The organism is Caballeronia sp. GAWG1-1 (assembly GCF_023631465.1).
GTDB lineage: Bacteria > Pseudomonadota > Gammaproteobacteria > Burkholderiales > Burkholderiaceae > Caballeronia.
On record NZ_JALQDB010000037.1, the window covers coordinates 160,749 to 182,998 of the forward strand.

The 22,250-nt window shown below is 63.2% G+C and carries 22 protein-coding genes; 13 read left to right on the plus strand and 9 right to left on the minus strand.

The window, feature by feature from the left end:
- Window positions 1-184 precede the first annotated feature (184 nt).
- The 7 genes from NCT03_RS25865 to NCT03_RS25895 are packed head-to-tail and all read left to right on the plus strand — an operon-like array spanning window position 185 to window position 7,772.
- Entirely contained in the window at window positions 185-1,498 is a 1,314-nt protein-coding gene (locus NCT03_RS25865; RefSeq protein ID WP_250494429.1) for an MFS transporter, read from the plus strand.
- 10 nt (window positions 1,499-1,508) lie between these two features.
- Entirely contained in the window at window positions 1,509-2,576 is a 1,068-nt protein-coding gene (locus tag NCT03_RS25870) for a proline racemase family protein (RefSeq protein WP_250494430.1), read from the plus strand.
- Complete coding sequence (locus NCT03_RS25875) at window positions 2,573-3,826, plus strand: NAD(P)/FAD-dependent oxidoreductase (RefSeq protein WP_250469107.1); 1,254 nt, start codon at window positions 2,573-2,575, stop codon at window positions 3,824-3,826. Before NCT03_RS25870 ends, NCT03_RS25875 begins: the two co-directional genes overlap by 4 nt.
- Window positions 3,827-3,847: 21 nt before the next feature.
- The gene (locus tag NCT03_RS25880; RefSeq protein ID WP_250469109.1) at window positions 3,848-4,750 is read left to right on the plus strand and encodes a dihydrodipicolinate synthase family protein; all 903 of its coding nucleotides are present in this window, start codon (window positions 3,848-3,850) and stop codon (window positions 4,748-4,750) included.
- A 13-nt stretch (window positions 4,751-4,763) separates the two neighbouring features.
- On the plus strand, window positions 4,764-5,762 hold the full coding sequence (locus NCT03_RS25885) for a 4-hydroxyproline epimerase (RefSeq protein ID WP_250494431.1): 999 nt from the start codon (window positions 4,764-4,766) through the stop codon (window positions 5,760-5,762).
- A 16-nt stretch (window positions 5,763-5,778) separates the two neighbouring features.
- Complete coding sequence (locus NCT03_RS25890) at window positions 5,779-7,014, plus strand: metal-dependent hydrolase family protein (protein ID WP_250494432.1); 1,236 nt, start codon at window positions 5,779-5,781, stop codon at window positions 7,012-7,014.
- A 59-nt stretch (window positions 7,015-7,073) separates the two neighbouring features.
- A complete protein-coding gene (locus NCT03_RS25895) occupies window positions 7,074-7,772 on the plus strand; it encodes a GntR family transcriptional regulator (RefSeq protein ID WP_244831019.1) in 699 nt (232 codons plus the stop codon).
- Here NCT03_RS25895 and NCT03_RS25900 read toward each other — a convergent pair.
- Both NCT03_RS25900 and NCT03_RS25905 read right to left on the minus strand, forming a co-directional pair.
- Window positions 7,759-8,211 (minus strand): aconitase X swivel domain-containing protein, encoded by a 453-nt coding sequence (locus tag NCT03_RS25900; RefSeq protein ID WP_250469115.1) that lies wholly within the window; start codon window positions 8,209-8,211, stop codon window positions 7,759-7,761. The two genes, NCT03_RS25895 and NCT03_RS25900, sit on opposite strands and share 14 nt — an antisense overlap.
- On the minus strand, window positions 8,198-9,451 hold the full coding sequence (locus NCT03_RS25905) for an aconitase X (RefSeq protein ID WP_250494433.1): 1,254 nt from the start codon (window positions 9,449-9,451) through the stop codon (window positions 8,198-8,200). The genes NCT03_RS25900 and NCT03_RS25905 overlap by 14 nt, the downstream gene beginning before the upstream one ends.
- Window positions 9,452-9,702: 251 nt before the next feature.
- On the opposite strand from NCT03_RS25905, the gene NCT03_RS25910 reads away from it, so the two are divergent.
- The 3 genes from NCT03_RS25910 (at window position 9,703) to fae (ending at window position 11,938) form a co-directional block, all read left to right on the plus strand.
- Window positions 9,703-10,818, plus strand: coding sequence for a porin (locus tag NCT03_RS25910; protein WP_250469118.1), 1,116 nt, complete (start codon window positions 9,703-9,705; stop codon window positions 10,816-10,818).
- A 31-nt stretch (window positions 10,819-10,849) separates the two neighbouring features.
- The gene (locus NCT03_RS25915) at window positions 10,850-11,230 is read left to right on the plus strand and encodes a BON domain-containing protein (RefSeq protein ID WP_250494434.1); all 381 of its coding nucleotides are present in this window, start codon (window positions 10,850-10,852) and stop codon (window positions 11,228-11,230) included.
- Between the two features lie 174 nt (window positions 11,231-11,404).
- Entirely contained in the window at window positions 11,405-11,938 is a 534-nt protein-coding gene (gene fae, locus NCT03_RS25920; RefSeq protein WP_244829773.1) for a formaldehyde-activating enzyme, read from the plus strand.
- 4 nt (window positions 11,939-11,942) lie between these two features.
- Here the strand turns inward: fae and NCT03_RS25925 are convergent, their stop codons facing one another.
- Window positions 11,943-12,461 (minus strand): HVO_A0114 family putative DNA-binding protein, encoded by a 519-nt coding sequence (locus tag NCT03_RS25925; RefSeq protein ID WP_250494435.1) that lies wholly within the window; start codon window positions 12,459-12,461, stop codon window positions 11,943-11,945.
- On the minus strand, window positions 12,458-12,760 hold the full coding sequence (locus NCT03_RS25930) for a toxin-antitoxin system TumE family protein (protein WP_250494436.1): 303 nt from the start codon (window positions 12,758-12,760) through the stop codon (window positions 12,458-12,460). The genes NCT03_RS25925 and NCT03_RS25930 overlap by 4 nt, the downstream gene beginning before the upstream one ends.
- Window positions 12,761-13,174: 414 nt before the next feature.
- Here NCT03_RS25930 and katG point away from each other — a divergent pair, with 414 nt between their 5' ends.
- Window positions 13,175-15,436: a catalase/peroxidase HPI gene (katG, locus tag NCT03_RS25935; protein ID WP_250469126.1), complete on the plus strand. Its 2,262-nt coding sequence runs from the start codon at window positions 13,175-13,177 to the stop codon at window positions 15,434-15,436.
- A gap of 59 nt (window positions 15,437-15,495) precedes the next feature.
- Here katG and NCT03_RS25940 read toward each other — a convergent pair whose 3' ends face one another.
- The 3 genes from NCT03_RS25940 to NCT03_RS25950 all read right to left on the minus strand — a co-directional run bounded on the left by NCT03_RS25940 (window position 15,496) and on the right by NCT03_RS25950 (window position 17,703).
- Window positions 15,496-16,044 (minus strand): DUF4142 domain-containing protein, encoded by a 549-nt coding sequence (locus tag NCT03_RS25940; protein ID WP_250494437.1) that lies wholly within the window; start codon window positions 16,042-16,044, stop codon window positions 15,496-15,498.
- A gap of 275 nt (window positions 16,045-16,319) precedes the next feature.
- Entirely contained in the window at window positions 16,320-17,153 is an 834-nt protein-coding gene (locus NCT03_RS25945) for a class I SAM-dependent methyltransferase (protein WP_250494678.1), read from the minus strand.
- Window positions 17,154-17,268: 115 nt separating this feature from the next.
- The gene (locus tag NCT03_RS25950) at window positions 17,269-17,703 is read right to left on the minus strand and encodes a GFA family protein (RefSeq protein WP_250469130.1); all 435 of its coding nucleotides are present in this window, start codon (window positions 17,701-17,703) and stop codon (window positions 17,269-17,271) included.
- A 161-nt stretch (window positions 17,704-17,864) separates the two neighbouring features.
- Between NCT03_RS25950 and NCT03_RS25955 the strand changes: the two genes are divergently transcribed.
- Both NCT03_RS25955 and NCT03_RS25960 read left to right on the plus strand, forming a co-directional pair.
- A complete protein-coding gene (locus NCT03_RS25955) occupies window positions 17,865-18,932 on the plus strand; it encodes an AraC family transcriptional regulator (RefSeq protein ID WP_250469503.1) in 1,068 nt (355 codons plus the stop codon).
- Between the two features lie 96 nt (window positions 18,933-19,028).
- On the plus strand, window positions 19,029-19,853 hold the full coding sequence (locus tag NCT03_RS25960) for an isocitrate lyase/PEP mutase family protein (protein WP_250494438.1): 825 nt from the start codon (window positions 19,029-19,031) through the stop codon (window positions 19,851-19,853).
- A gap of 31 nt (window positions 19,854-19,884) precedes the next feature.
- Here the strand turns inward: NCT03_RS25960 and NCT03_RS25965 are convergent, their stop codons facing one another.
- Both NCT03_RS25965 and NCT03_RS25970 read right to left on the minus strand, forming a co-directional pair.
- The gene (locus NCT03_RS25965; protein WP_250494439.1) at window positions 19,885-20,763 is read right to left on the minus strand and encodes an isocitrate lyase/PEP mutase family protein; all 879 of its coding nucleotides are present in this window, start codon (window positions 20,761-20,763) and stop codon (window positions 19,885-19,887) included.
- Between the two features lie 34 nt (window positions 20,764-20,797).
- Complete coding sequence (locus tag NCT03_RS25970; protein ID WP_250494440.1) at window positions 20,798-22,189, minus strand: MFS transporter; 1,392 nt, start codon at window positions 22,187-22,189, stop codon at window positions 20,798-20,800.
- Window positions 22,190-22,250 lie beyond the last annotated feature (61 nt).

Below are 22,250 nucleotides of genomic sequence, written 5' to 3' on the forward strand. Positions count from 1 at the left end.
TCCGCAAGCCGCAGCAACACTTTGAATCAGATATGCCTGCGGAATGGGCGAGCGCGCTGGCGTTAAGGATCGATCGTTCTTTTATATTGGATCCAAAATCCTTGATTCAGAAAATTTTCTGGTTCAGAATGCCCCTCAAGCCGCATCCCGTTTCGCCTTCGAACCGACCGCCCCGGGAGCCACCATGACCGACCAAGCGCAGACCGTCGCCGGCGCATACGCCACCAGCGACACCGCCCGAGCACCATCCAGAACGCAAACCAGTCGCGCCGTCACCGCCGCTGTCGTCGGCAACGTGCTCGAATGGTTCGACTTCGGGACGTACGCGTTTCTCGCCACCGTCATCGCCAAGGTCATGTTTCCGGCCGGCGACGAGTTCGCCGCCATGCTCGGCACGTTCGGCGCGTTTGGTCTCGGCTTCGCGGCGCGTCCGCTCGGCGCGATCATCTTCGGATGGCTCGGCGACAAAAAAGGCCGTAAGTGGACGCTCACCTTCGTCATGCCGCTCATGGCCGCCGCCACGCTCTTCATGGCGCTGATCCCTTCGTATGCGTCGATCGGCATCTACGCGCCGATCCTGCTCATCGCCGCGCGCATGCTGCAAGGCCTTTCGGTCGGCGGCGAGCTTGGTAACGCGGTCGCGTTTCTGGTCGAATGGGCGCCGCAAAACCGCCGCGGCTTCTACGGCAGCTTCCAGCAATGCAGCACGCTAGGTGGCACGCTGCTCGGCTCCGGCGCGGCCGCGTTGATGACCTCGACGCTGTCCTCGCAAGCCATGCTCGACTGGGGCTGGCGCGTGCCGTTCATCATCGGCGCGGTGGTGATCGGGCCGATCGGCTGGATCATCCGCAAACGCAGCGAAGAGACGCCCGCTTTCGCGCAGGCAAGCGATGTCGCGCCGCCGCCGCATCGCGCGCCCGCGCTGCTCGGCTTGCAAGCTTGCGGGCTCGTGATCGTTTGGACGGTCTCGCTCTACACGTTGCTCAACTATCTGCCGTCGTTCACGCAGAAGTACGCGGGCATGAGTTCGTCGGCGGCGCTCTGGCTCAATACGGCGGGGCTCTTCGCGATGACGGCATCCATTCCGTTTTGGGGCGCATTGTCGGACCGCGTCGGACGCAAACCGATCTACGCTGTCGGCTGCGTCGCGTTCCTGATCCTGCCTTATCCGATTTTTCACTTGATGCTCGAATACAAGTCCGCGCTGGTCGTCGGTCTCGTGCAGGTGCTGGGCGGCGTGTTGATCGGCATCTTCTCGGGCGTCGGCCCCGCCGTGCTCTCCGAACTCTTTCCGACGAAGATCCGCACGACATGGATGTCGATCGGCTACGGCATCGCCAATGCGGTGTTCGGCGGCTTCGCGCCGGTCATTTCGATCTCGCTCATCAAGGCCACCGGTTCGCCCGTCTCGCCTGCGTACTTCGTGATGCTCGCGGCGCTGCTCTCGACGATCACGGTCGCGACGATCCGAGAAACGGCGCATCAACCGTTGCAATGAGGACTTTCGCATGCGCTGGAGCAGAACTCTCACGGTAGTCAATTGCCACGCCGAAGGCGAAGTGGGCAACGTGGTGACGGGCGGCGTCTTCGACGTGCCCGGCGCCACCATGTTCGACAAGATGATGCATCTCGAAGAAGTGCGCGACGACCTGCGCCGCATCTGCATCTTCGAGCCGCGCGGTTCGGCCAACCAGAGCGTGAACTTTCTATTGCCGTCGACCGATCCGCGCGCGCAGATGGGCTACGTGATCGCGGAATCGACCGAATATCCGGCGATGTCCGGTTCCAACACGATCTGCGTGGCCACCGTGCTGCTCGAAACCGGCATCCTGCCGATGACCGAGCCCGTCACCGAACTCGTGCTCGAAGCGCCCGCCGGTCTCATTCACGTGCGCTGCCGCTGCGAAAACGGCAAGGTGACGCAAGTCGAGTTCACCAATCAACCGGCCTTCGCGAACCATCTGGACAAGACGATCGAGGTCGAAGGCGTCGGCACGCTGACAGTCGATGTCGGCTACGGCGGCATGACCTATGTCATCGTCGATGCGCAAAAGCTCGGCTTTGCCATCACGCCCGACGAAGCGCGCCAACTATGCGAGCTCGGGCAAACGATCAAGGCCGCCGCGGCCGAGCAATTGCCGTCGCCGCATCCGCTGAACCCGAACATCAAGGGCATCACGCAGACCGAATTCGTCATGCCCTTGCGGCGCGAAAACGGCGTCCTGACCTCGCGCAATACCGTGATCGTCTCTCCCGGACGCTGCGACCGCTCGCCATGCGGCACCGGCACATCGGCGCGGCTCGCGGTGATGCACGCGAAAGGGCTGATCGAAGCGGGCGAGCGCTTCGTGCATGAATCGATCATCGGCTCGCGCTTCGAAAGCCGTATCGATTCGCTGACGCAACTCGGCGATGTGCCCGCAGTCGTGCCCGTGGTCGCGGGACAGGCGTGGATCAGCGCGATATCGCAAGTGGGCGTGGATCCGACCGACCGCTATCAGACGGGCTTCACGTTGTCGGACACGTGGCTCGAAGCCGTCGACGACAAGCTCATCAAATCGCGCGCGAAGCCATGAGCCAGCCGCGGCAGGAAATAGCGGATGTGATCGTGGTCGGCGCGGGCGTCGTTGGGTTGTCGTGCGCGTGGGCGCTGCTCTGCGAAGGCGCGAGCGTGACGTTGATCGATCGCGACTTCGAAGGCGACCGCACGTCGCACGGCAACGCGGGCGGTATCGCCGTGTCGGAGAACACGCCGATTGCCGTGCACGGCATGTTCACGCAAGCGGCCAAGTGGCTAATGGACCCGCTCGGGCCCCTCGCGCTCGACTGGAAACACGTGCCAAGCGCGCTGCCGTGGTTCATGGCGTTTCGGCGCGCGGCGGAACCCGCGCGGTTCGACGCCATCTCGCGTGCGCTTTCGCGGCTCAACAATCGCGTATACGAAGACATCTTGCCGATGTTCGACGATATCGGCGCCACCGCGATGCTGTATCGACGCGGCGCGCTTACCGTCTATGAGACCGATGCGGCCTTCGCTGCCGATCAGCCCGAATGGGCGCTCAAGCGCGAACTCGGCGTGCGCTGGCATACGCTGAATCAGGACGAAGTACGCGCCGCCGAGCCAGCGCTTGCGCCGGTGTTCCGGCATGGCGTGTTTCTCGACGACTGGTCGCATATCGGCGATCCGCGCCGGCTCGTGACCTTGCTGCGCGAACGCGTGATGGCGTTGGGGGCGCGCTTCGTGACCGGCGTCGCGCGCGCGCTCGAACCCGCCGACGGCGTTCTGCTCGACGACGGCTCCCGCGTCTTCGGCCGCCGCATCGTCGTGGCGGCGGGCGCGTGGTCGGCGACGCTTGCGAAGTCTGTCGGCGACCGCGTGTTGCTCGACAGCGAACGTGGCTATAACGCGACGCTGCCCAGGCACGGCATTGCGTTGTCGCGCGAAGTGATCTTCGCGGAACGCAAGTTCGTCGCGACGCCGCTGGATATCGGTTTGCGCATCGGCGGGGCGGCGGAATTCGCGGGGCTCGCCGCGCCGCCGAACTATCGGCGCAGCGAGGCGTTGCTCGCGCTCGGCCGGCGCTTTCTGCCCGACATCGACGAAACGGACGCGGTCAACTGGATGGGGCATCGCCCGTCCACGCCGGATTCGCTGCCGGTAATCGGCGTCTCGCCACGCGCGCCGTCCGTGGTCTATGCGTTCGGACACGGCCATCTCGGCCTGACGCAATCGGCGACCACGGCCGCGCTCGTCGCCGATGTGCTCGGCGAGCGCATGCCGCGCGTGCCCCTCGAACCTTATTCCATCGCACGTTTTCAGCACTGACCAAACGACAGGAGAGAAGAGATGCAAGTCAACTGGCAAGGCGTTTTCCCCGCGGTCACGACCAAACTCACCGCTACCGGCGCGCTCGATCAGGACGCCATCGTGAGCGGGCTGAATCGTCTGCTCGACAACGGCGTGGGCGGCGTCGTGATGATGGGCATGGTCGGCGAGAACGCGCAACTCACGCCCGAGGAAAAGCGCACGGTGCTCAAGCTCGCGGTCGAAACGGTGAACGGCCGCGTGCCCGTGATCTCCGGTCTCGCCGAACTGAACACGGCCAACGCCATGCAGTTCGCAAAGGATGCGGAAGCCATCGGCGTGCAGGGCCTGATGGTGTTTCCGGGCCTCACTTATCGCTCGGACGATAGAGAAACCGTCGAATACTATCGGTCGATTGCGCGCTCGACGAAGCTCGGCCTCATGATCTACAACAATCCGCGCGGTTATGGCGTGGACATGCGGCCCGACTTGCTCGAACAACTGAAGGACGAAGCCAACGTCGTCGCGATCAAGGAAGAAACCTACGATACGACTCGCGTCACCGATCTCTATGCGCGCTTCGGCGACCGCTTCACCGTGTTCTGCGGCGTGGACGATCTCGTGCTGGAATCGGTCGCGCTCGGCGTCAAGGGCTGGGTATCGGGCATGGCCAACGCGGTGCCGCGCGAATCCGTCGAACTGCTCAAGCTCGCCGTGAATGGCGAATACGACAAGGCGCGTGCGCTGTATCGGGCATTGATCGACCTGTTTCATCTGGACACGCACGTGAAGCTCGTGCAATACATCAAGCTCGCCGAAAACATCACGGCGGGTTATCCGGAATACGTGAAGGCGCCGCGTCTCGTGCTCGAAGGCGAGGAGCGGCAGCGCACCATCGCGATCGTCGAGAAGGCGCTCGCCAACGTGCGTGCGCTCGCTCAATGAACGGAGCACTAATGTGAAGTCCACGTTCTTCTGTATCGACGGTCATACTTGCGGCAACCCCGTGCGCGTCGTCGCGGGCGGCGCGCCGCCGCTTGCCGGCGCGAACATGATCGAGCGGCGCGCGCATTTTCTGCGCGAGTTCGACTGGATTCGCACCGCGCTCATGTTCGAGCCGCGCGGCCACGAAGTCATGTCCGGCAGCATTCTCTATCCGCCGACGCGCGACGACTGCGATCTCGCGATTCTCTTCATCGAAGTCAGCGGCTGTCTGCCGATGTGCGGACACGGCACCATCGGCACGGTGACGACGGCGATCGAAAACGGTCTCGTGCGGCCGCGCGAGCCGGGCGTTTTGCGGCTCGATACGCCAGCGGGCGTAGTCATCGCGCGTTATCGCGTCAACGGCGAACACGTGGATTCGGTGCAACTCGTCAACGTGCCTTCGTATCTGCATTCGCAGGACCTCTCCATCGAAGTGGAAGGCTTAGGCGAGATTCGTTTCGATGTCGCTTATGGCGGCAATTTTTATGCGATCGTCGAGCCGCAGCGCAATTTCGAAGGTCTGCACGCGCTCAAGCCATCGGACATTCAGCGCTTGAGCCCGCTGCTGCGGCAGAAGGCCAACGAGAAGTACAGCTTCGTGCACCCGGAAAGCGAGCAGATTCGTGGCCTCAGCCACGTCATGTGGACCGGTGCGCCGACAGTCGAAGGCGCGAGCGCGCGCAACGCGGTGTTCTATGGCGACAAGGCCATCGACCGTTCGCCGTGCGGCACCGGAACCTCGGCACGCATGGCGCAACTCGTCGCGAAAGGGCGCTTGAAGATAGGCGAGCGTTTCGTGCATGAAAGCATCATCGGGACGCTGTTCGAAGGCGTGCCGGTATCGGCCGCGCGAGTCGGCGAGTACGACGCGATCGTGCCGACCATCGAAGGCTGGGCGCGCATCACGGGCCACAACACTCTCTTCGTCGATGACCGCGATCCCCTGGCCCACGGATTCCTGCTGAAGTGAAAAGGAGCATAACGTCATGCTGATTCTTAAGAACGCACGCGTGCTGGACGCCGAGCACGAACGCGACGACGGCCGCTATTCCGTCGTGATCGATGGCGACACCATCCGCGAAGTCACGCGCGAGCCGGTAGAGGCGAGCGGCGCGCAAGTGATCGATGTCGGCGGCAAGACGTTGATGCCCGGCCTGATCGATTGCCATGTGCATGTCATTGCATCGGTCGCGCATCTCGGCAACAACAGCCGTTTGCCGAACACGTTCGCCGTGCTGCGCGCCGTGCCCATTCTCGCGGGCATGTTGAATCGCGGCTTCACCTCCGTGCGCGACGCGGGCGGCGCGGATTACGCGTTGTCGCGTGCAATCGAGGAAGACGTGATCGCGGGACCGCGCTTGTTCGTCGCGGGCAAGGCGCTGTCGCAAACCGGCGGTCATGGAGACTTCCGCGAGCGTTTCGACAACTCCGACCCGGACCCGTGCGGCTGCAGCCGCAACCTGGGCGCGATCGGCCGCGTGGTCGATGGCGTCGATGCCATGCGCAAGGCCGTGCGCGAAGAGATGCGCGCCGGGGCGCATCACATCAAGATCATGGCGTCGGGTGGCGTGGCGTCGCCGACGGACCCTATCGGCAATCTGCAATTCTCCGTCGATGAAGTGAAGGCCGCCGTCGAGGAAGCCGCGTCGCATCAGACCTACGTGATGGCGCATGCGTACACGCCGAAAGCCATCGCGCGCGTGGTGAAGCTCGGAGTGCGGACCATCGAGCACGGCAATCTCATCGATGAAGAAGCCGCCGATGTCATGGCCGAACACGGCGCGTTCGCGGTGCCGACGCTCGTCGTCTATGACGCGATGAACCGCGTCGGCGCGCAGATCGGCATTTCGGCCTTGTCGCTCGAAAAGAACGAAGCGGTGCGCGTGCAAGGGTTGAAGGCGCTCGAACTGCTGCACGAGCGCGGCGTGAAAATGGGCCTCGGCACGGATCTGTTGGGCGAGATGCACGAGTATCAGAGCGACGAACTGTCGATACGCGCGGATATCGTCGGCTCGTTCGAAGCCATTCGCCAGGCCACTGCCGTGGGCGCGGACATCCTCAACATGCAGGGCAAGCTCGGCGTGATCGCGGCGGGCGCGTATGCGGATTTGCTCGTCGTCGACGGCGATCCGCTCAAGGACATTCGCGTCTTGACGGGGCAAGGCGAGCGCATCTCCGGCGTGATGAAAAACGGCGCGTGGGTGCGCGAGAAGCTGCTCTAGGCCGCGTGCTACGATTCCCGCGCCGAATGTCCGCAGCAGAAACCAAGAAGACCCACGCCATGCCATTGGCCGCGCCGAAATCAAGACCCGCCGCCGCGAGCGACGCCACCCGCAAGATCGTGCGCACGACCACGGTCGAACTCGTCACGACCGCTATCCGGCAGCGTATTCTGAGCGGCGATCTCGCGCCCGGAGAAGCGCTGCGGCAGGAAGCGCTCGCGGATGAGCTCGGCGTGAGCCGCGTGCCGATTCGCGAAGCGATCACGCGTCTGACGGGTGAGGGCCTTTTGACGAACGTGCCGCACAAAGGCGCGTACGTGGCGGAGTTGTCGATCGAGGAAGTGCAGGAGACGTTCGAGATTCGCTTGCGTCTGGAGCCGTGGCTGTTTTCCCAAGCCATTCCGCATATCACCGAAGGCGAAATTGCCCGGGCCGAAAATCTCGTCACGGAGATGGACGGCGCGGAATCCGGCATGTGGGGGCAACTCAACTGGCGCTTTCACGAAACGCTCTACGTGCCTGCGCACCGCGATATCACGCTGCAGATGTTGCGCGTGCTGCACGACCGCAGCGACCGCTATTTCCGGTTTCAGGTGAAGCAGGTGCCGATCCGTCAGCAGTCGCACGACGAGCACATGGCGATGGTCGCCGCATGCCGCAAGCGCGATGCGAAACTCGGCGCGAAGCTGCTCGAACAGCATGTGAAGATCGCGGCGCAGCAGATTGTCGCGGTGGTCGAGGCGATCATGGCGCGGTGACGCGAATGCATGCCTCGCGCGTTGGGTCTTCGTGATCCGGTGCGTCGATCTCGAGCATGAATTCGCCTTTGCCTAGCGTGGCGAGCGCGGGTTCATCGACCATGACGACGGGCACGTTCAGCCCGTACAGCTCGTTGGCCGTGATCGCGCCAATGGACAGAATCAGATCGCGCTCGCCAAGCACGATGCCGCACGGCCCCATGCCATTGCGCAAGGCCTCGGCAAGCACGCTGCTGCTTGAACTCGACCCGCGCGCACGCGGCATGACCAGCACGCGCGCGGCGAGACTTCGGCCGCAACCCGCATGCGTCTTGTCGACGATGACGCCGCGCTCTGCGTCGTAGCCGCCCCAGAAACTGAGCGGCGCAAGGGCTATGGAAAGGCCACGCGCCCGGCCCGGAACGAGCACGGTGGCGCTCAAGGAATCAGTTGGCTTCATCGATACACACCTTTCCTTCGAACGCCGAGCGTACGCATTCGTTCATGCTGCCAAAGGCCACCGTCACGCCGATATTCGCGGGCGCGTAATGCGCCCACTTGCCCGAATTGGTCATGACGAGACCGGTGATCTGCTTCATTACCGGCGTGATGTACGTGCAGGTGTCCACGACGATCTGCACGCCGCGCGCGGCCAGCCGCTCCGCCGTGCCGTCGTCTTCCAGTTGCCAGAGCACGTAGCGGCTCGTATTCACGTAGAAGCCGCAACGCATGGCACCTTTGTAGCGGTCGAAGAGCAACGAGAGCGCGCGGAATTCATCGACGGAAAAATGCGGCGTGCCGAGGCTCACGGCGGCGAGCGGAGCGCCGGGTCGGGCCTGATTCCAGCGGCGGCGGATGGCGGCGAGATCGGCGGCGCTCACGCGGACGGTCCGTTCGGGCCTGCGGCCTTGCAGCGCGGCATCGAGCGTCGGCGCTTCGGGCGTGATGCCGACCGCATGAAAAAGCGCCACCGAACCGCTCGATGCCGCCGCCGCGCCGAGCGCCTTGAGTTCGTCTTCGCTGGTGTCGCCGGGCAAACCGGTGATGGCCGCGACCGTGGCGCCCGCTTCGCCGCCCAGCAGGAAACCGAGCGTGGCGAAGTCGGCGTCGCGATGTGACGACGCGTTCAAGTCCGGCGCTTCGATCACCACCCGCGCCGCGCGATTCTCTGTGACATGCAAGCCCGCATGCGGCACGCGGCCGGTAATGGCCGCCGCGAGATCCAGAAAGTCGCCGTAACGGCTGGTGCGCGCGCCGAGCACGGAATTGGCGAACACGATGGCATTCGATTCCGCCCACGCGATCTGATCGCCGAGCCGCGGCCGATGCTTCAACTGATACGGCGCGCACGTGAAGCTCGCCTCGCAGCCGAGTTCGAGATGCGCGTTCATCAGGCGCTTCGCCGCGTTGGCCGTTGCCGAATCTCCGCGATACAGCTCCGGGTGAATCAGATCGAGCGAGCCGACATTGAGCGTGGTCGGCACCGCGATTTTCGCGCCGCTCGCGACGAAACGTTCCACGAAGTCGAGACTCGCCGCGCCGTGATACAGACAGCCGTCGATATGCGCGCAGGTGACGTCGATGAGCGCGCTGGCGTCCATGACACGCGCCGTCGCAGCGACGATGCGCATGGCAAGCGCGGGGCCGGCGCCGAAAGCGCCCTGCAGCATGGCGGTGTCGCGGGAGTCGAGGGTGAGCATCGGCGGGGCGTTTTGGTAACGGTTGCAACAGGATAGCGGAATCGCGCGTTGCGCTCAAATCGCGATGCATCTCGATAATAAGACATGCTGAATAATCGGGGTTATCCCATCCCCCACCCTGCAAGGGGGGTCGCCTTGCCGCGCGCCGCTGCAACACTGGCTGCGAAGGGCGATGACGTGGCTGCAATGGCGGTCATCGCCCGATCGCGATGTTTCGCCGCGAATGGGCAGGATATAACCAGGAGACATGCATGCGCTTCAGCAGCAAAGGGCTATGCGCCGCCATACTTGGGCTGACAGCAGGAAGCGCGGCCGCGCAGTCCAGCGTCACGTTGTATGGCGTGGCGGACACGTTTTTCCAGTTTCTCGCCAATGGCGGGCAGCAATCGTGGTCGCTCAGAAGCGGCGGCAATAGCGCCTCGCTGCTCGGCTTCAAAGGCAGCGAAGATCTGGGCGGCGGATTGAAGGCGGTATTCACGCTCGAAGGCGGCTTCAACGTCAACAACGGCACGTCGCAGGTGGACTCGTCCGCCATGTTTTATCGACAGGCCTGGGTTGCCCTGACGCACGAAAAGTACGGTTCGCTGCAAGTCGGGCGTCAGTACCAGCCGACCTTCTGGCTGCTCTATCCGTCGGACCCGTTCCGTGCCAACGAAGCGCTCTCGCCGCTCGCCGCCGCCTCGACGACTGTCGATCGCAATACGCTCGCCACGCAAACGGCTGGCGGGCGTTCGAGCAACGCCATCGTCTACAAGACCCAGAACATGGGAGGTGTCGAGCTGCGGGGCATGTACGCGCTCGCGGCGAGTGTCGCGCAGCCGTACCCGCTGACTACCGGCAACATGCTCGACATCGCCGCGAGTTATACGGGCCATGGCCTCTACGCGGGCGTCGCTTACCAGAATCAGCATCCGGGTTCGAAGACCATGCCGGGCCTGCCCGCCACGCTGCCGACGCTCGGCACGGAGCACTTCACGGGGGCGCTTGCCTATCGCGTCGGGCCGGTGAACTTCCAGTTCAACTACGCCTATCACCGCCCGAAGGATACGCCCGCGGGTTCGCTTGCCGCGCGTCTGAATGCCGGGCATCCGTTCAGCACGATGGAAGCAGGCGCGACGATCCAGGCAACGCCCGCCGACACCATCGAGATCGCGGCCATGCAGCGCGTCGCGCGTGGCGTGCACGACAACGCGTGGCTCGTGCAAGCGGGCTTCGATCACAGCATTTCCAAGCGCACGGCGTTCTACGGGCGCGCGGGCTTTCTCAAGAACAACGGCACGTCGACGGCTGGCTGGCCGGGCATCTCGCCGAACGGGCTCAATGCAACGGAAACGCTGGTCGCGGCGGGCATGACGCATCGGTTCTGAGTAAGCGCTGGTTTTCACATGAGAGGTGGTTATGGTTCTGATTCGAATTGGAGTGCGCGCGACCGCATCGGCGCTTGCATGTGTCGGCATGGCATCGGTGTGTGCGTTCGCGCAGGGCGGCGCCGCGAAATTTGCGTCGCCCGCAAGCGTGACAGTGGCTTCGGCGGTAACGGGCGCGGCGGCGTCATCGTCGAAAGCTGCGGACCGCGCGCTCGTGCGGCGAGTGCTCAATGCGCTCGAGAAAGCGAAAGGCTTGCGCGCGAGCGGCATCACCGTGCGAGCGAATAACGGCGCCGTAGTGCTGGAAGGATGGGTGCCGGAGACGTCGCAGGTCGACCTGGCGACGCATATCGCGGAAGGCGTGCCGGGCGTGAAGTCCGTGCAGAACACGTTGACGTTGTCGACGTTCTGAGCAGGTCGCGCTTGTCGCGAGATGGACAGAGTGTCACGCTGAGCGGTTACTGTTTTGGTACAGCCAGCGCGTGATCGTCGATCGATAAAGCGCCTCGGGCTCCGGATCTGTTCTGGCATCGTCCTTGCATTGGCTGTTCTCCTTAGACCACTTCGAGCCCTGCAAGGAGACACCATGAGTCTGGACCTGACGTTTCGCGCCGGCGAGGCCACCGTTTTTGCCGCCCCCGGACAAGCCACCGATGCAATGCCCGAAATCCTGATCGGCCGCGTGGATGGGCCGGTCGGTCACGCCTTCGCCAACATGATGGCACAGTCGAAAGGGCATACCGCCATGTTCGCCATCCGCGCGTGCAACCAGTTGGTGCGTCCCGCGACGATCATCGTCCCGAAGGTCACGCTCAAGGACATGGCGAATATCGACCTGTTCGGCGGCGTGGTGCAATCCGCGACGGCGGACGCGGTGGTCGATTGTTTGATCGAAGGCATCTTGCCGAAGGATCAGGCCAACGATCTGTGCATCATCAGCCTCGTGTGGATCGACCCGCGCTGCGCCACCGACGCGAACCTCGACAAGAAAGACATGTATCGCACGAATTACGAAGCGACCAAGCTCGCCATTCAGCGTGCGATGAATAACGAGCCCAGCGTTGAGACGCTCATTGCAAATCGGCACAGCATCAAGCACGACATGGACGACTGGAGTTAGGTGGCTAGCGATTACCCGCCGGTCGTGCGCTTGCGGCGCGCTTGCGTGATACGCGTGGTGCGGGTGATGTGCGTGGCGTACGGGGCGTACTCGGCGTACGTTGAGGCAAGGCCGCGCGATCTTCGACAACAGGCGCGGCTGCCGACTCGCGCTCGCTCGTCAACGGCGATAAATCGGCCGCCTTCAGTTTGAAATTCACGTGCACGGTGTCGTAGGGAAAGACAATCGCGCCGTTCGCATCGTTTTCCAAGAGGCCGGCTTGCAAAAGCGCTTGTACATCGCGATGCACGCCCTTCACATCGCGCTCGAGCCGGCGGGCGAGCTCGCGGATGGACATCGGCCCCGCGCCCGTCATCACGCGAATGATGCGCCAGCGCGGCGTGGTGAAGGTGCGAAAGAGGAGCTCGGGCGTGGCGTAGGAGAAGTTGCGGCCGTGGAGCGGTTTGCCGTTTTTCACTGCCGCGAGAATCTGCTCGGTGACTTCATCGAGCGAGGAGATTCCGATCGTCGCAGTTTTCTTCATCTTGACCTCCATCTATTCCATATATTCACATCCGCTTGAAAGTCGGCAAGCAGTCTTTCGATCGTGGAGAACATGTAGGGCGTTTCGTTACCTACGAAATGGCGATGGTCGCCCTTATCTCGCTCGTTGTCGTAACGCAGCACGCACTGGCCGGAAATCACGTAAGCAAGACGATACTTGTAAAGGTGCCGGCATCCCGGTACAGGATGCGGAAGCCGCCAGATGACCGTTTCGGCAAACCCGCTCGCAGTGATGGCGCTACGGCGATCCTCAATCAAAACCGCTTTGGTGTTGGACATTTTGACAACGCCTCAGTGTGTTGTCAAATGGTCCAACATCGCCGACTTGCTGCCTATTTCCCGAATGGACGACTTGACGTAACGCCAGGGCGTCGGACCGTCGCTCACACTCCACCTGCAAATTCTCGCGAGCCTCGCTATTCTTATAGGGGCGTTCTATCGGCGGCATTGCCACAAATGCATTTCATCTGCCGACGGCTCTCACATATATTGTTGGATGCCGCCGGCTGTCATCGACACGATGCTTGTGCGCCGCACCATGTCAGACGCGCGACGCCAACGAATGATCGGCGGCAACCTGAATCCAAGGTCGGACCCATCGACACAGCCGGCGCTTTCTTCGTCCACACGGGACCACGCGTCGGCGCCATGTAAAACAAGCAAGCAGAGGCAAGTCCCCCAAGGAGGTAACGCATGTCAAACGAATCGAAGTGTCCGTTCAATCACACCGCTGGCGGTGGCACGACGAACCGTGACTGGTGGCCAAAACAGTTGCGCGTGGACCTGCTCAGTCAGCATTCGAACAAGTCCAATCCGCTCGACAGCAACTTCAATTACGCGGAAGCTTTCAAGAGTCTCGATCTCGCGGCAGTCAAGCAAGATCTCGCCGCGCTCATGACCGACTCGCAGGAGTGGTGGCCCGCCGACTTCGGCCACTACGGTCCGCTTTTCATCCGCATGGCATGGCATAGCGCGGGCACGTATCGCACCGGCGATGGACGCGGAGGCGGCGGGCGCGGTCAGCAACGTTTCGCGCCGCTCAATAGCTGGCCGGACAATGTCAGTCTCGACAAGGCACGACGCCTTCTTTGGCCGATCAAGCAGAAATACGGTCAGAAAATCTCGTGGGCTGACCTGCTGATTCTCACCGGCAACGTCGCGCTCGAAACCATGGGCTTCAAGACGCTCGGTTTCGCGGGCGGTCGCGAAGATACGTGGGAGCCGGACCAGGACGTCTACTGGGGCAACGAAAAAACCTGGCTCGGCGGCGATGTCCGCTACGGCAAGGGGGCGGCCGGCAAGGACGACGATGAAGGCGTGATCACCGCCGATGCGCAAATGCACGGCATCGAACAGAGCCGCACGGATGGCGGGCGCGACCTGGAAAATCCGCTTGGCGCGGTGCAGATGGGCCTGATCTACGTCAACCCGGAAGGCCCGGATGGCAACCCCGATCCGCTTGCGGCAGCGCACGATATTCGCGATACCTTCGGCCGCATGGCCATGAACGACGAAGAAACCGTCGCGCTGATCGCGGGTGGCCACACCTTCGGAAAGACGCACGGCGCGGGTCCGTCGGATAACGTGGGCGCGGAGCCGGAAGGCGCCGAACTTGAAACCATGGGCCTCGGCTGGAACAGCACGTTCGGCACGGGCCGTGGCGCGGACACCATCACGAGCGGTCTCGAAGTCACCTGGACCTCGACGCCGACGCAATGGGGCAACGGCTTCTTCGAGAACCTTTTCGGCCACGAATGGGAACTCACCAAGAGCCCGGCGGGCGCGAATCAGTGGATCGCCAAAGATTCGGCGGAGACCATTCCGCACGCGCACGATGCGTCGAAGAAGCTGCGGCCGACCATGCTGACCACGGACTTGTCGCTGCGCTTCGATCCGGCTTACGAGAAGATCTCGCGCCGCTTCAAGGACAACCCGCAAGAGTTCGCCGATGCCTTCGCGCAGGCGTGGTTCAAGCTCACGCACCGCGACATGGGACCGCGTGCGCGCTATCTCGGGCCGGAAGTGCCGCAGGAAGAGTTCGTCTGGCAGGACCCGATTCCCGCGCTCGATCATCCCGTGATCGACGAGCAGGATGTGGCCGCGTTGAAGCAGAAAATCGCGTCCGCAGGGCTATCGGTCGGGGAACTGGTGACGACCGCGTGGGCATCGGCTTCGACGTTCCGTGGCTCGGACAAGCGCGGCGGCGCGAACGGTGCGCGTATTCGTCTCGCGCCGCAAAAAGACTGGGCAGTCAATCAGCCGGCGCAACTGGCGAAGGTGCTGAAGGCGCTCGAAGGCATTCAGGGCGAGTTCAACGGCGCGCAGTCGGGCGGCAAGAAAGTGTCGATTGCCGATCTGATCGTGCTTGCGGGCGGCGTGGGTATCGAGCAGGCCGCGGACAAGGCGGGGCACAAGGTGAGCGTGCCGTTCAAGCCGGGCCGCATGGATGCGTCGCAGGATCAGACGGACCTGGAATCGGTCGGCATGCTCGAACCCGCCGCCGATGGCTTTCGCAACTATCTCAAGCAGAAGTACGGCGTGCCGGCGGAAGCGTTGCTGATCGACAAGGCGCAGTTGCTGAACCTGACCGCGCCTGAAATGACCGCGCTCGTCGGTGGCTTGCGCGTCTTGAACGTGCGCGCCGGGACCGAGACGCACGGCGTGTTCACGGACAAGCCGGAGACGCTGACCAACGACTTCTTCCGCAACTTGCTTGATATGGAAACGGAGTGGACGCCGATCACGGAAGCGCGTGACGCGTTCGAAGGCGCCGATCGCAAGACCGGCGCGGTGAAGTGGACGGGAACGCGCGTCGACCTGATCTTCGGTTCGCATGCGCAACTGCGCGCGCTCGCCGAAGTCTATGCAAGCGAAGACGGCAAGGAGAAGTTCGTGCGCGACTTCGTGGCGGCGTGGACGAAGGTGATGAATGCAGACCGCTTCGACCTGAAGTAATCGCTGCAAAGCGTTGTTCGACGAACGCGGTGGCCTTTCCGGGCCGCCGCGTTTTTTTGTCAATGCGAAAAGCCCGGACGATCGAGCGCCAGTTGCAGCCTGTGCGCCTGATCCAGTTGCAGAATGAAGGACGGACGCGAGCGCACGAGCAACGTCTTGAGATCGGCGCTTGTAGTCGAACGGATGAAGCCATCCACTAACTTCACGAGCTGTTGCAGGAAGAAGACTTCGCGGTTCAGATAAGTAAGGTCGAAATCGCGGGCATCGGCGTTGTCGAGGGTTTGCAGGTCATCGCGCGTTTGTCGTGTCAGGTCGTCGCTTACGCCGCTTGGCTGCGCCTCTGCGCCGAGTCTTTGCAACAGCGCCAAGCCTTCCTGATAGACCTGTCCGTGTTCCGAGACCATCCGGCTCGCGAAGCTCTGCACGCTGCGCGATTGCGTCCGGCGCAACGCAAGCTGACCGGTCGCAATCTCGGCCTGATTCGCAACGAGCAGAATGCCGAGCATCTGCGCATCAGACGGACGCGAGGATTGAGCGAACGCGTGAAGCGAAGCGAGCAGCAGCAAGAGCGCGCTCGCAACGGTTCTGATGGTGATCGCCTGTCTCATGGATATCGGGCCCTTTGCGGCATTCGCGCCTCGCAGGGTAGCACCTGACGGAATAACACACGATGACCGCACCGGTTTCGCCGCGCACGCGAGCGTGGCGAAACCGGCCTAAACACCCAGCCCTAAAGTCGACAACGCGAACCGCCATCCGAAGAAACATACCGACGAGCAGAGCGGCAGCGCCAAAAGCACGGGGCCGTATCGAAGGCCGAACAGGCAGACGGACGACCACAGGCGCGAGCCGCAGTCGAAAAGCCGGCGGCGTTTCGAGCCTTTCACAGCCGCGTCACCACGACTTCGAGATACTCGCTTGGCAGCACGAGCGTCGCGTCGCCCGAACGATTGCGGCTCTCGATCAGCGCCATCATCTCACCTAGAAACGCCGCCTGACGCTCGCCTTCGAGTGCGCCGATAGCCTTGTTCATGGGCCCGTAATATGTGCGGAACACGTCCATGAAATGCGCGGCCGAGCGATACCGAAACGTGAAATCACGACTCGTCGCGACGATTTCCTGCGCGCTGCCGTCGAACAGCGCGTCGAGCCGCGCCTTCGTGCCCCAGAGTGCAGGCGACATCACGCCGGCTGGCGGCGCAATGTATTTGCCGATCGTCTTGAACACTTGTCCGATGAAACTCTCCGGCGTCCAGTTCGCGAGCCCGATCTTGCCGCCTGGTTTGCACACGCGCGCAAGTTCGCGGGCCGCCTTGGCTTGATCGGGCGTGAACATTACGCCGAACGTGGACATCACGATATCGAACGATGCGTCGGCGTAGGGCAGCGCTTCCGCGTCCGCTTCCTGAAACTGCACGACGAGCCCTTCAGCCGTGGCGCGGGCGCGGCCTGCATCGAGCAGCGCGGCGACGTAATCGGTCGACGTGACATCGCACCAGCGGCGCGCGGCGGCGAGGGTCGCGTTGCCGTTGCCGGCGGCGACGTCGAGCACGCGGCTGCCCGCGCGCAAGTCGAGCGCTTCGCAAAGATTCTCGCCGACGATCTGCAGCGTGGTGCCGACGACGGCGTAGTTGCCCGTCGACCAGGCGGCTTGTTGACGAACCTTGACGGCGGCGAGGTCGGCGGCGGGCGAGAAAGCGGGATCGGCTGCGGTCATGACGAACTCCTGAAAAGGCAAGGGCAGCGATGCGACATGCATGATGTGCTGCTGTTCCGATGGCGCCGCGATATCGCAATCGAGACTGCCCGCGCGGCAACGGGCAATCCGGCGATCATTCGGCCACGCTCACGCCCGAGCCGCCCAATTCGGCTGGAAAGTCCTTCAGTTTGGGCAAGCCGTCTTTCATGCGCAACACCGTTTCGGCGTAATTGACGTGCACGCCCGCTTCGTAGGGAAAGTCCGTCAGGTTGGCGGCGAAGACATCGACGAGCCCGAGCCCCGGATGTTCCGTGAAGAGATGACCGCCGCAGTTCCTGCACCATTTGCGATAGCTGTTCTCGGTCTTGTTGTAAGTGCCGATATCATCCGCGCCGCGCGTCACTTCCAATGCCTCGGGCTGCCAGAGCGTGAAGGCGTTGAGCGGGCTTGCCGACCAGCTTCGGCACGACGCGCAATGGCAGTAGCCCATGCCTTCTGGTTTTCCATGTACCGTGAATTGCACTGCACCGCAAAAACATTGACCGCGATATTCCTCTGCCTGACTCATGCCGTCCTCCTGTTTCGTGGATGCGCGTCTCGTCCGACGAACCGTTTCGCGTTCGTTGTTGCAAGGTCGCATGAGTGCTAGTATCAGCACGCGAGCCGGCTTATGGAATGACCACGCGTCCAGATATTTTGCGCAGGACGCCGAAACTGATGGGCGCCTACATGGATGCGCTTTCCGACGTGCTTCGCCTCGTGCGTCTCGGCGGGGCGGTTTATCTAAATGGCGAATTCACAGCGCCCTGGTGCGTCTTCGGCCACGCCACGCCCGACTTGTGCGCGACGTTTTTGCCGCGCACCGAGCGCATCGTCTCGTATCACCTCATCACGGAAGGCAGTTGCTGGGCCTCGCTTACAGGCGACCCCGCTTCCGCCATTCACGTGAGCGCGGGTGAATTGCTTGTCGTGCCTCAAGGCGAAGCGCATCTGATGGGCAGTTCGCTCGAACTCACGCCCGCGTCGGCAAGCGCCATGCTTTCGAAGTATCTGGAAACGTCGCCGGGCGAAGTGATGAAGCTGAGTTATGGCGGAGGCGGCGCGCACACGCGCCTGATCTGCGGCTTTCTCGCTTGCGACGATACCCTGACCAATCCCGTGCTCGCGGCACTGCCGCGCCTGTTCAAAGTCGACATGCGCAACGACCCGCAATCGGCGTGGCTCGAAACATCGCTCAAACTCGCGGCTGTCGAGGCCGCCGAATGTCGCGTCGGCAGCGCGATCGTGCTGGCGCGATTGTCGGAACTGCTTTTCGTGGAAGCGGTGCGGCGCTGCATCGACGCATTGCCGGACGATCGCAAAGGCTGGCTCGCGGGCGTGAGCGATCGTTTCGTGGGACGCGCGCTCGCGTTGCTGCACGCGCAGCCGGCACACGGCTGGACCGTCGATGAACTCGCGCGCAAGGCAGGCCTCTCGCGTTCCGCGCTGGCGCAGCGCTTCACGCAACTGCTCGGCCAGCCGCCTATGCAATATCTTGCGCGCTGGCGTCTGCAGATTGCCGCGCAGGAATTGCGCAACGGGACCAGCTCGCTTGCGGCCGTCGCCGAGCAAGTGGGTTATGAATCCGAGGCGGCGTTCAATCGCGCGTTCAAGCGCGAGTTCGGCACGCCGCCGGCGAGTTGGCGGCGCAATCTCGGCCTGGCGGATGCGAGCGATTCGCTGGCCGATATGGAAGATGTCGGCGACGCGCTCGCCGTCAGAGCCGCGGGCGGTTCGGCCGAAGGCCAGATCGCGTAGCGGTTGCGCAAGAAGCGAGCGCATTGCTTGGGCCTTGCCCTTGCGCTTCATCCCCAACCGCAAGATCATGGGCGACCAACCCAGTGAGACACGCTCATGCCTCGCACCGTCGCCGAAAAACGCTCGGCCTTCCGCGCACTTCATGATTCCGGCTGCTTCGTCTTGCCCAATCCATGGGACATCGGCAGCGCGCGATACCTCGAAACACTGGGCTTCAAGGCTATCGCAACGACGAGTTCCGGCTTCGCCTGGTCCAAGGGTCACGCCGACAACACGGTCGAGCGCGACGCCGTTCTCGCGCATCTGAAGGAACTGGTCGATGCCACCGACCTTCCCGTCAACGCGGACTTCGAAAGCGGCTTTGGCAAGACGCCGCAAGAGATTGCAGCGAGCGTGAAGCTGGCGATAGCGACCGGCGTGGCGGGACTATCGATCGAAGATTCCACCGGCGATGAATCCGCGCCCTTGTTCGCCATCGATGTCGCGGTGGAGCGCATGAAGGCCGCACGCCGCGCCATCGACGAGAACGGCGGCGACACGTTGCTGATTGGCCGCGCCGAGAATTTTTTCGCGGGCAAACCGGACCTCGACGATGCCATCGCGCGTCTGAAGGCCTACGCCGAAGCCGGCGCCGATTGCCTCTACGCGCCCGGCATCAAGACGCGCGAGCAGATTGCGGCGGTGGTTGCGGCCGTCGCGCCGAAGCCCGTCAATCTGCTGATTGGCTCGGCATCCGAATTCACGCTCGCCGATGTCGCCGCGCTGGGCGTACGGCGCGTGAGCGTCGGCGGCGCGCTGGCACGCGCGGCCTGGGGCGGCGTCATGCGCGCCGCGGAAGGCCTCGTGGAAGGGCGCTTCGACGGCTTCGCGGATGCCGCGCCCGGCGACAAGCTCAACGGCATCTTCAAGCCGCGCGCATGAGGCGCATGACGCGTTCGAGTGCGCGGACGAATCAATCCGCGTGCTCGCGATCGAACGCCCACACTTGCGCGAAGCCCATCAACTCGCACATGTCCGAGAACGGATACATCGCGTCCTTCGCGCCTTCGGTGCTCTTCTTCGCGAGGATCTGGCCGTACACATCCTTGAGAGCCTTCGCGACCGTGAGGAAGCCGGACGCCGGATAAATCGCCAGCGAGAAGCCGAGCTTCTGCAATTCATCGGGCGCGAGTTGCGGCGTGCGTCCGCCTTCCACTACGTTCACGAGCAAGGGCATATCGAAGGCGCGGCCGATCTTTTCCAGCTCCTCCACGCTTTCCGGCGACTCGATGAACAATACATCGGCGCCTGCCTTCGCATAGGCTTCGCCACGGCGCAACGCTTCGTCGAGTCCGAGCGACGTACGCGCATCCGTGCGCGCGATGATGTGAAACCCGTCATCGGTACGGCTCTCGACGGCCACCTTGATCTTGCGCACCATGTCTTCGAGCGGAATCACGCGGCGTCCCGGCGTGTGGCCGCACTTTTTCGGGAATTCCTGATCTTCGAGCTGAATGCCCGCCGCGCCCGCCTGTTCGTAACCGCGCACCGTATGCGCGACGTTCAGCAAGCCGCCGTAGCCGGTGTCGCCATCGCAGATCATCGGCGTGTTCGTGCCGCCGCAAAACGCCGCGACGCGATTCACCATGTCCGTGTAGGTCGCGAGTCCCGCATCGGGCAAGCCCAGATAGGACGCGACCGTGCCGAAGCCCGTCATGTAGAGACAATCGAAGCCCATTGAATCGGCCATCTTCGCGGAGATCATGTCGAAGATGCCGGGCGCCGTCACGATTTCCTTCTGCGCGAAACGTGCCTTCAATGCCTGCCGTTTAGCCTGACTGGTGGTGTTCATAGCGTGTCCTTGTGTGAAGTTCGACGTTGCAGAGTCAATGATGCGATTCGCGCGATAACGCCAGCGCGGCGTCGGCGTCCGTATCGAGCGTCGGCGCGATCTCTTCGAGCGAGCGCTTGTTCGTTTCGATGCCGAATACCGCGAGCACGACGGCCATCACCACGCACGCGCCGATGATCATCGACAACACGTCCTTGATGCCGCCCGTCGCGTACATCACGACGACGAGCTGCGGCGCGAAAATGCCGGTGATGCGGCCCGCGCATCCGGCTATGCCATTTGCGCGCATGCGGTTTTCGGTCGCGAAGAGTTCGGGGATATACGTGGCAATGCCGAGCGCGACCATGAGATACGTCAGCGTGAAGAGGATGAAGCCGAGAAGCGTCGCCATCTCGACACTGGTCGAATGGCTGTACAACCAGCCGATGACCGCAGCGAGGGCGGCCACCGCGATCAAACCGTTCTTGCGGCCGATCCTGTCCGCGATCAGCACGCCGACGAGCGCGCCCGCCGGGCCGCCGAGCGACATCAGCGTGGTGTATCCGAGCGACGAAGCCATGCCGATGCCTTGCTTCATCAGGAACGTGGGCACCCACACGATGAAGCCGTAGATCACCATGTTCACCGCGACCTGCACGACGATCGACACGAACGTGCGGCGAATCAGTGCGCCCGAAAACAGCTCGATGAGCGTGGTTTTCTTGGTGATGGCGCGCGGTAGGTCGGCAATCGGCGGCAAGGGACGCACGCGCGCCGACTCTTCCTCGGCGGCGCGCAGGATTGCTTCGGCCTCGTCGTAACGGCCTTTCGATTCGAGCCAGCGCGGCGACTCGGGCATCTTCTTGCGGATGACCCAGACGATCATCGCGCCCACGCCGACGATAGCGAACATGGCGCGCCAACCGATGGTCGGAATGATCAAATAGCCGAGGAAGGTCGAAAAGAACAGCGCCGAATTGGTGATGAGCGACAGATACGCCGACCATTTGCCGCGCACGGCGGGTGGCATGAATTCGCCGACCGATCCATAACCGACGACGATCTCCGCGCCAAGTCCCAGGCCCATGAAAAACCGGCAGACGATGAGCCAGGTCATGTTCGGGGCAAACGCGCCCGCAATCGACGCGAGCCCGAAGACCGCGAGATTGAACTGATACGTGAACTTGCGGCCCTTGGCGTCGCCGAGCACGCCCGCGGTGAACGCGCCGAGCAACATGCCGATGAACGTCGACGATAAAAACGCCGCGTTCAGATGCATGGACGACCAGCCGGTCTTCGAGAGCGCGCCGAGTACGCCGCCCGCGAGATAGATATCGAAGGAATCGAGGAACATGCCCGCGCCGATCAGCCAGAGCACGCGCTTGTGGAACCCGGAAATGGGCAGGCGGTCCAGACGCGGACCGGCGTTCACCGTACTTGGCTGCATGTCGTGTCTCCGATGTCTTTCGTGTGCGACGGTTTTTTATCGACGGTGCAAGGGGCAACAA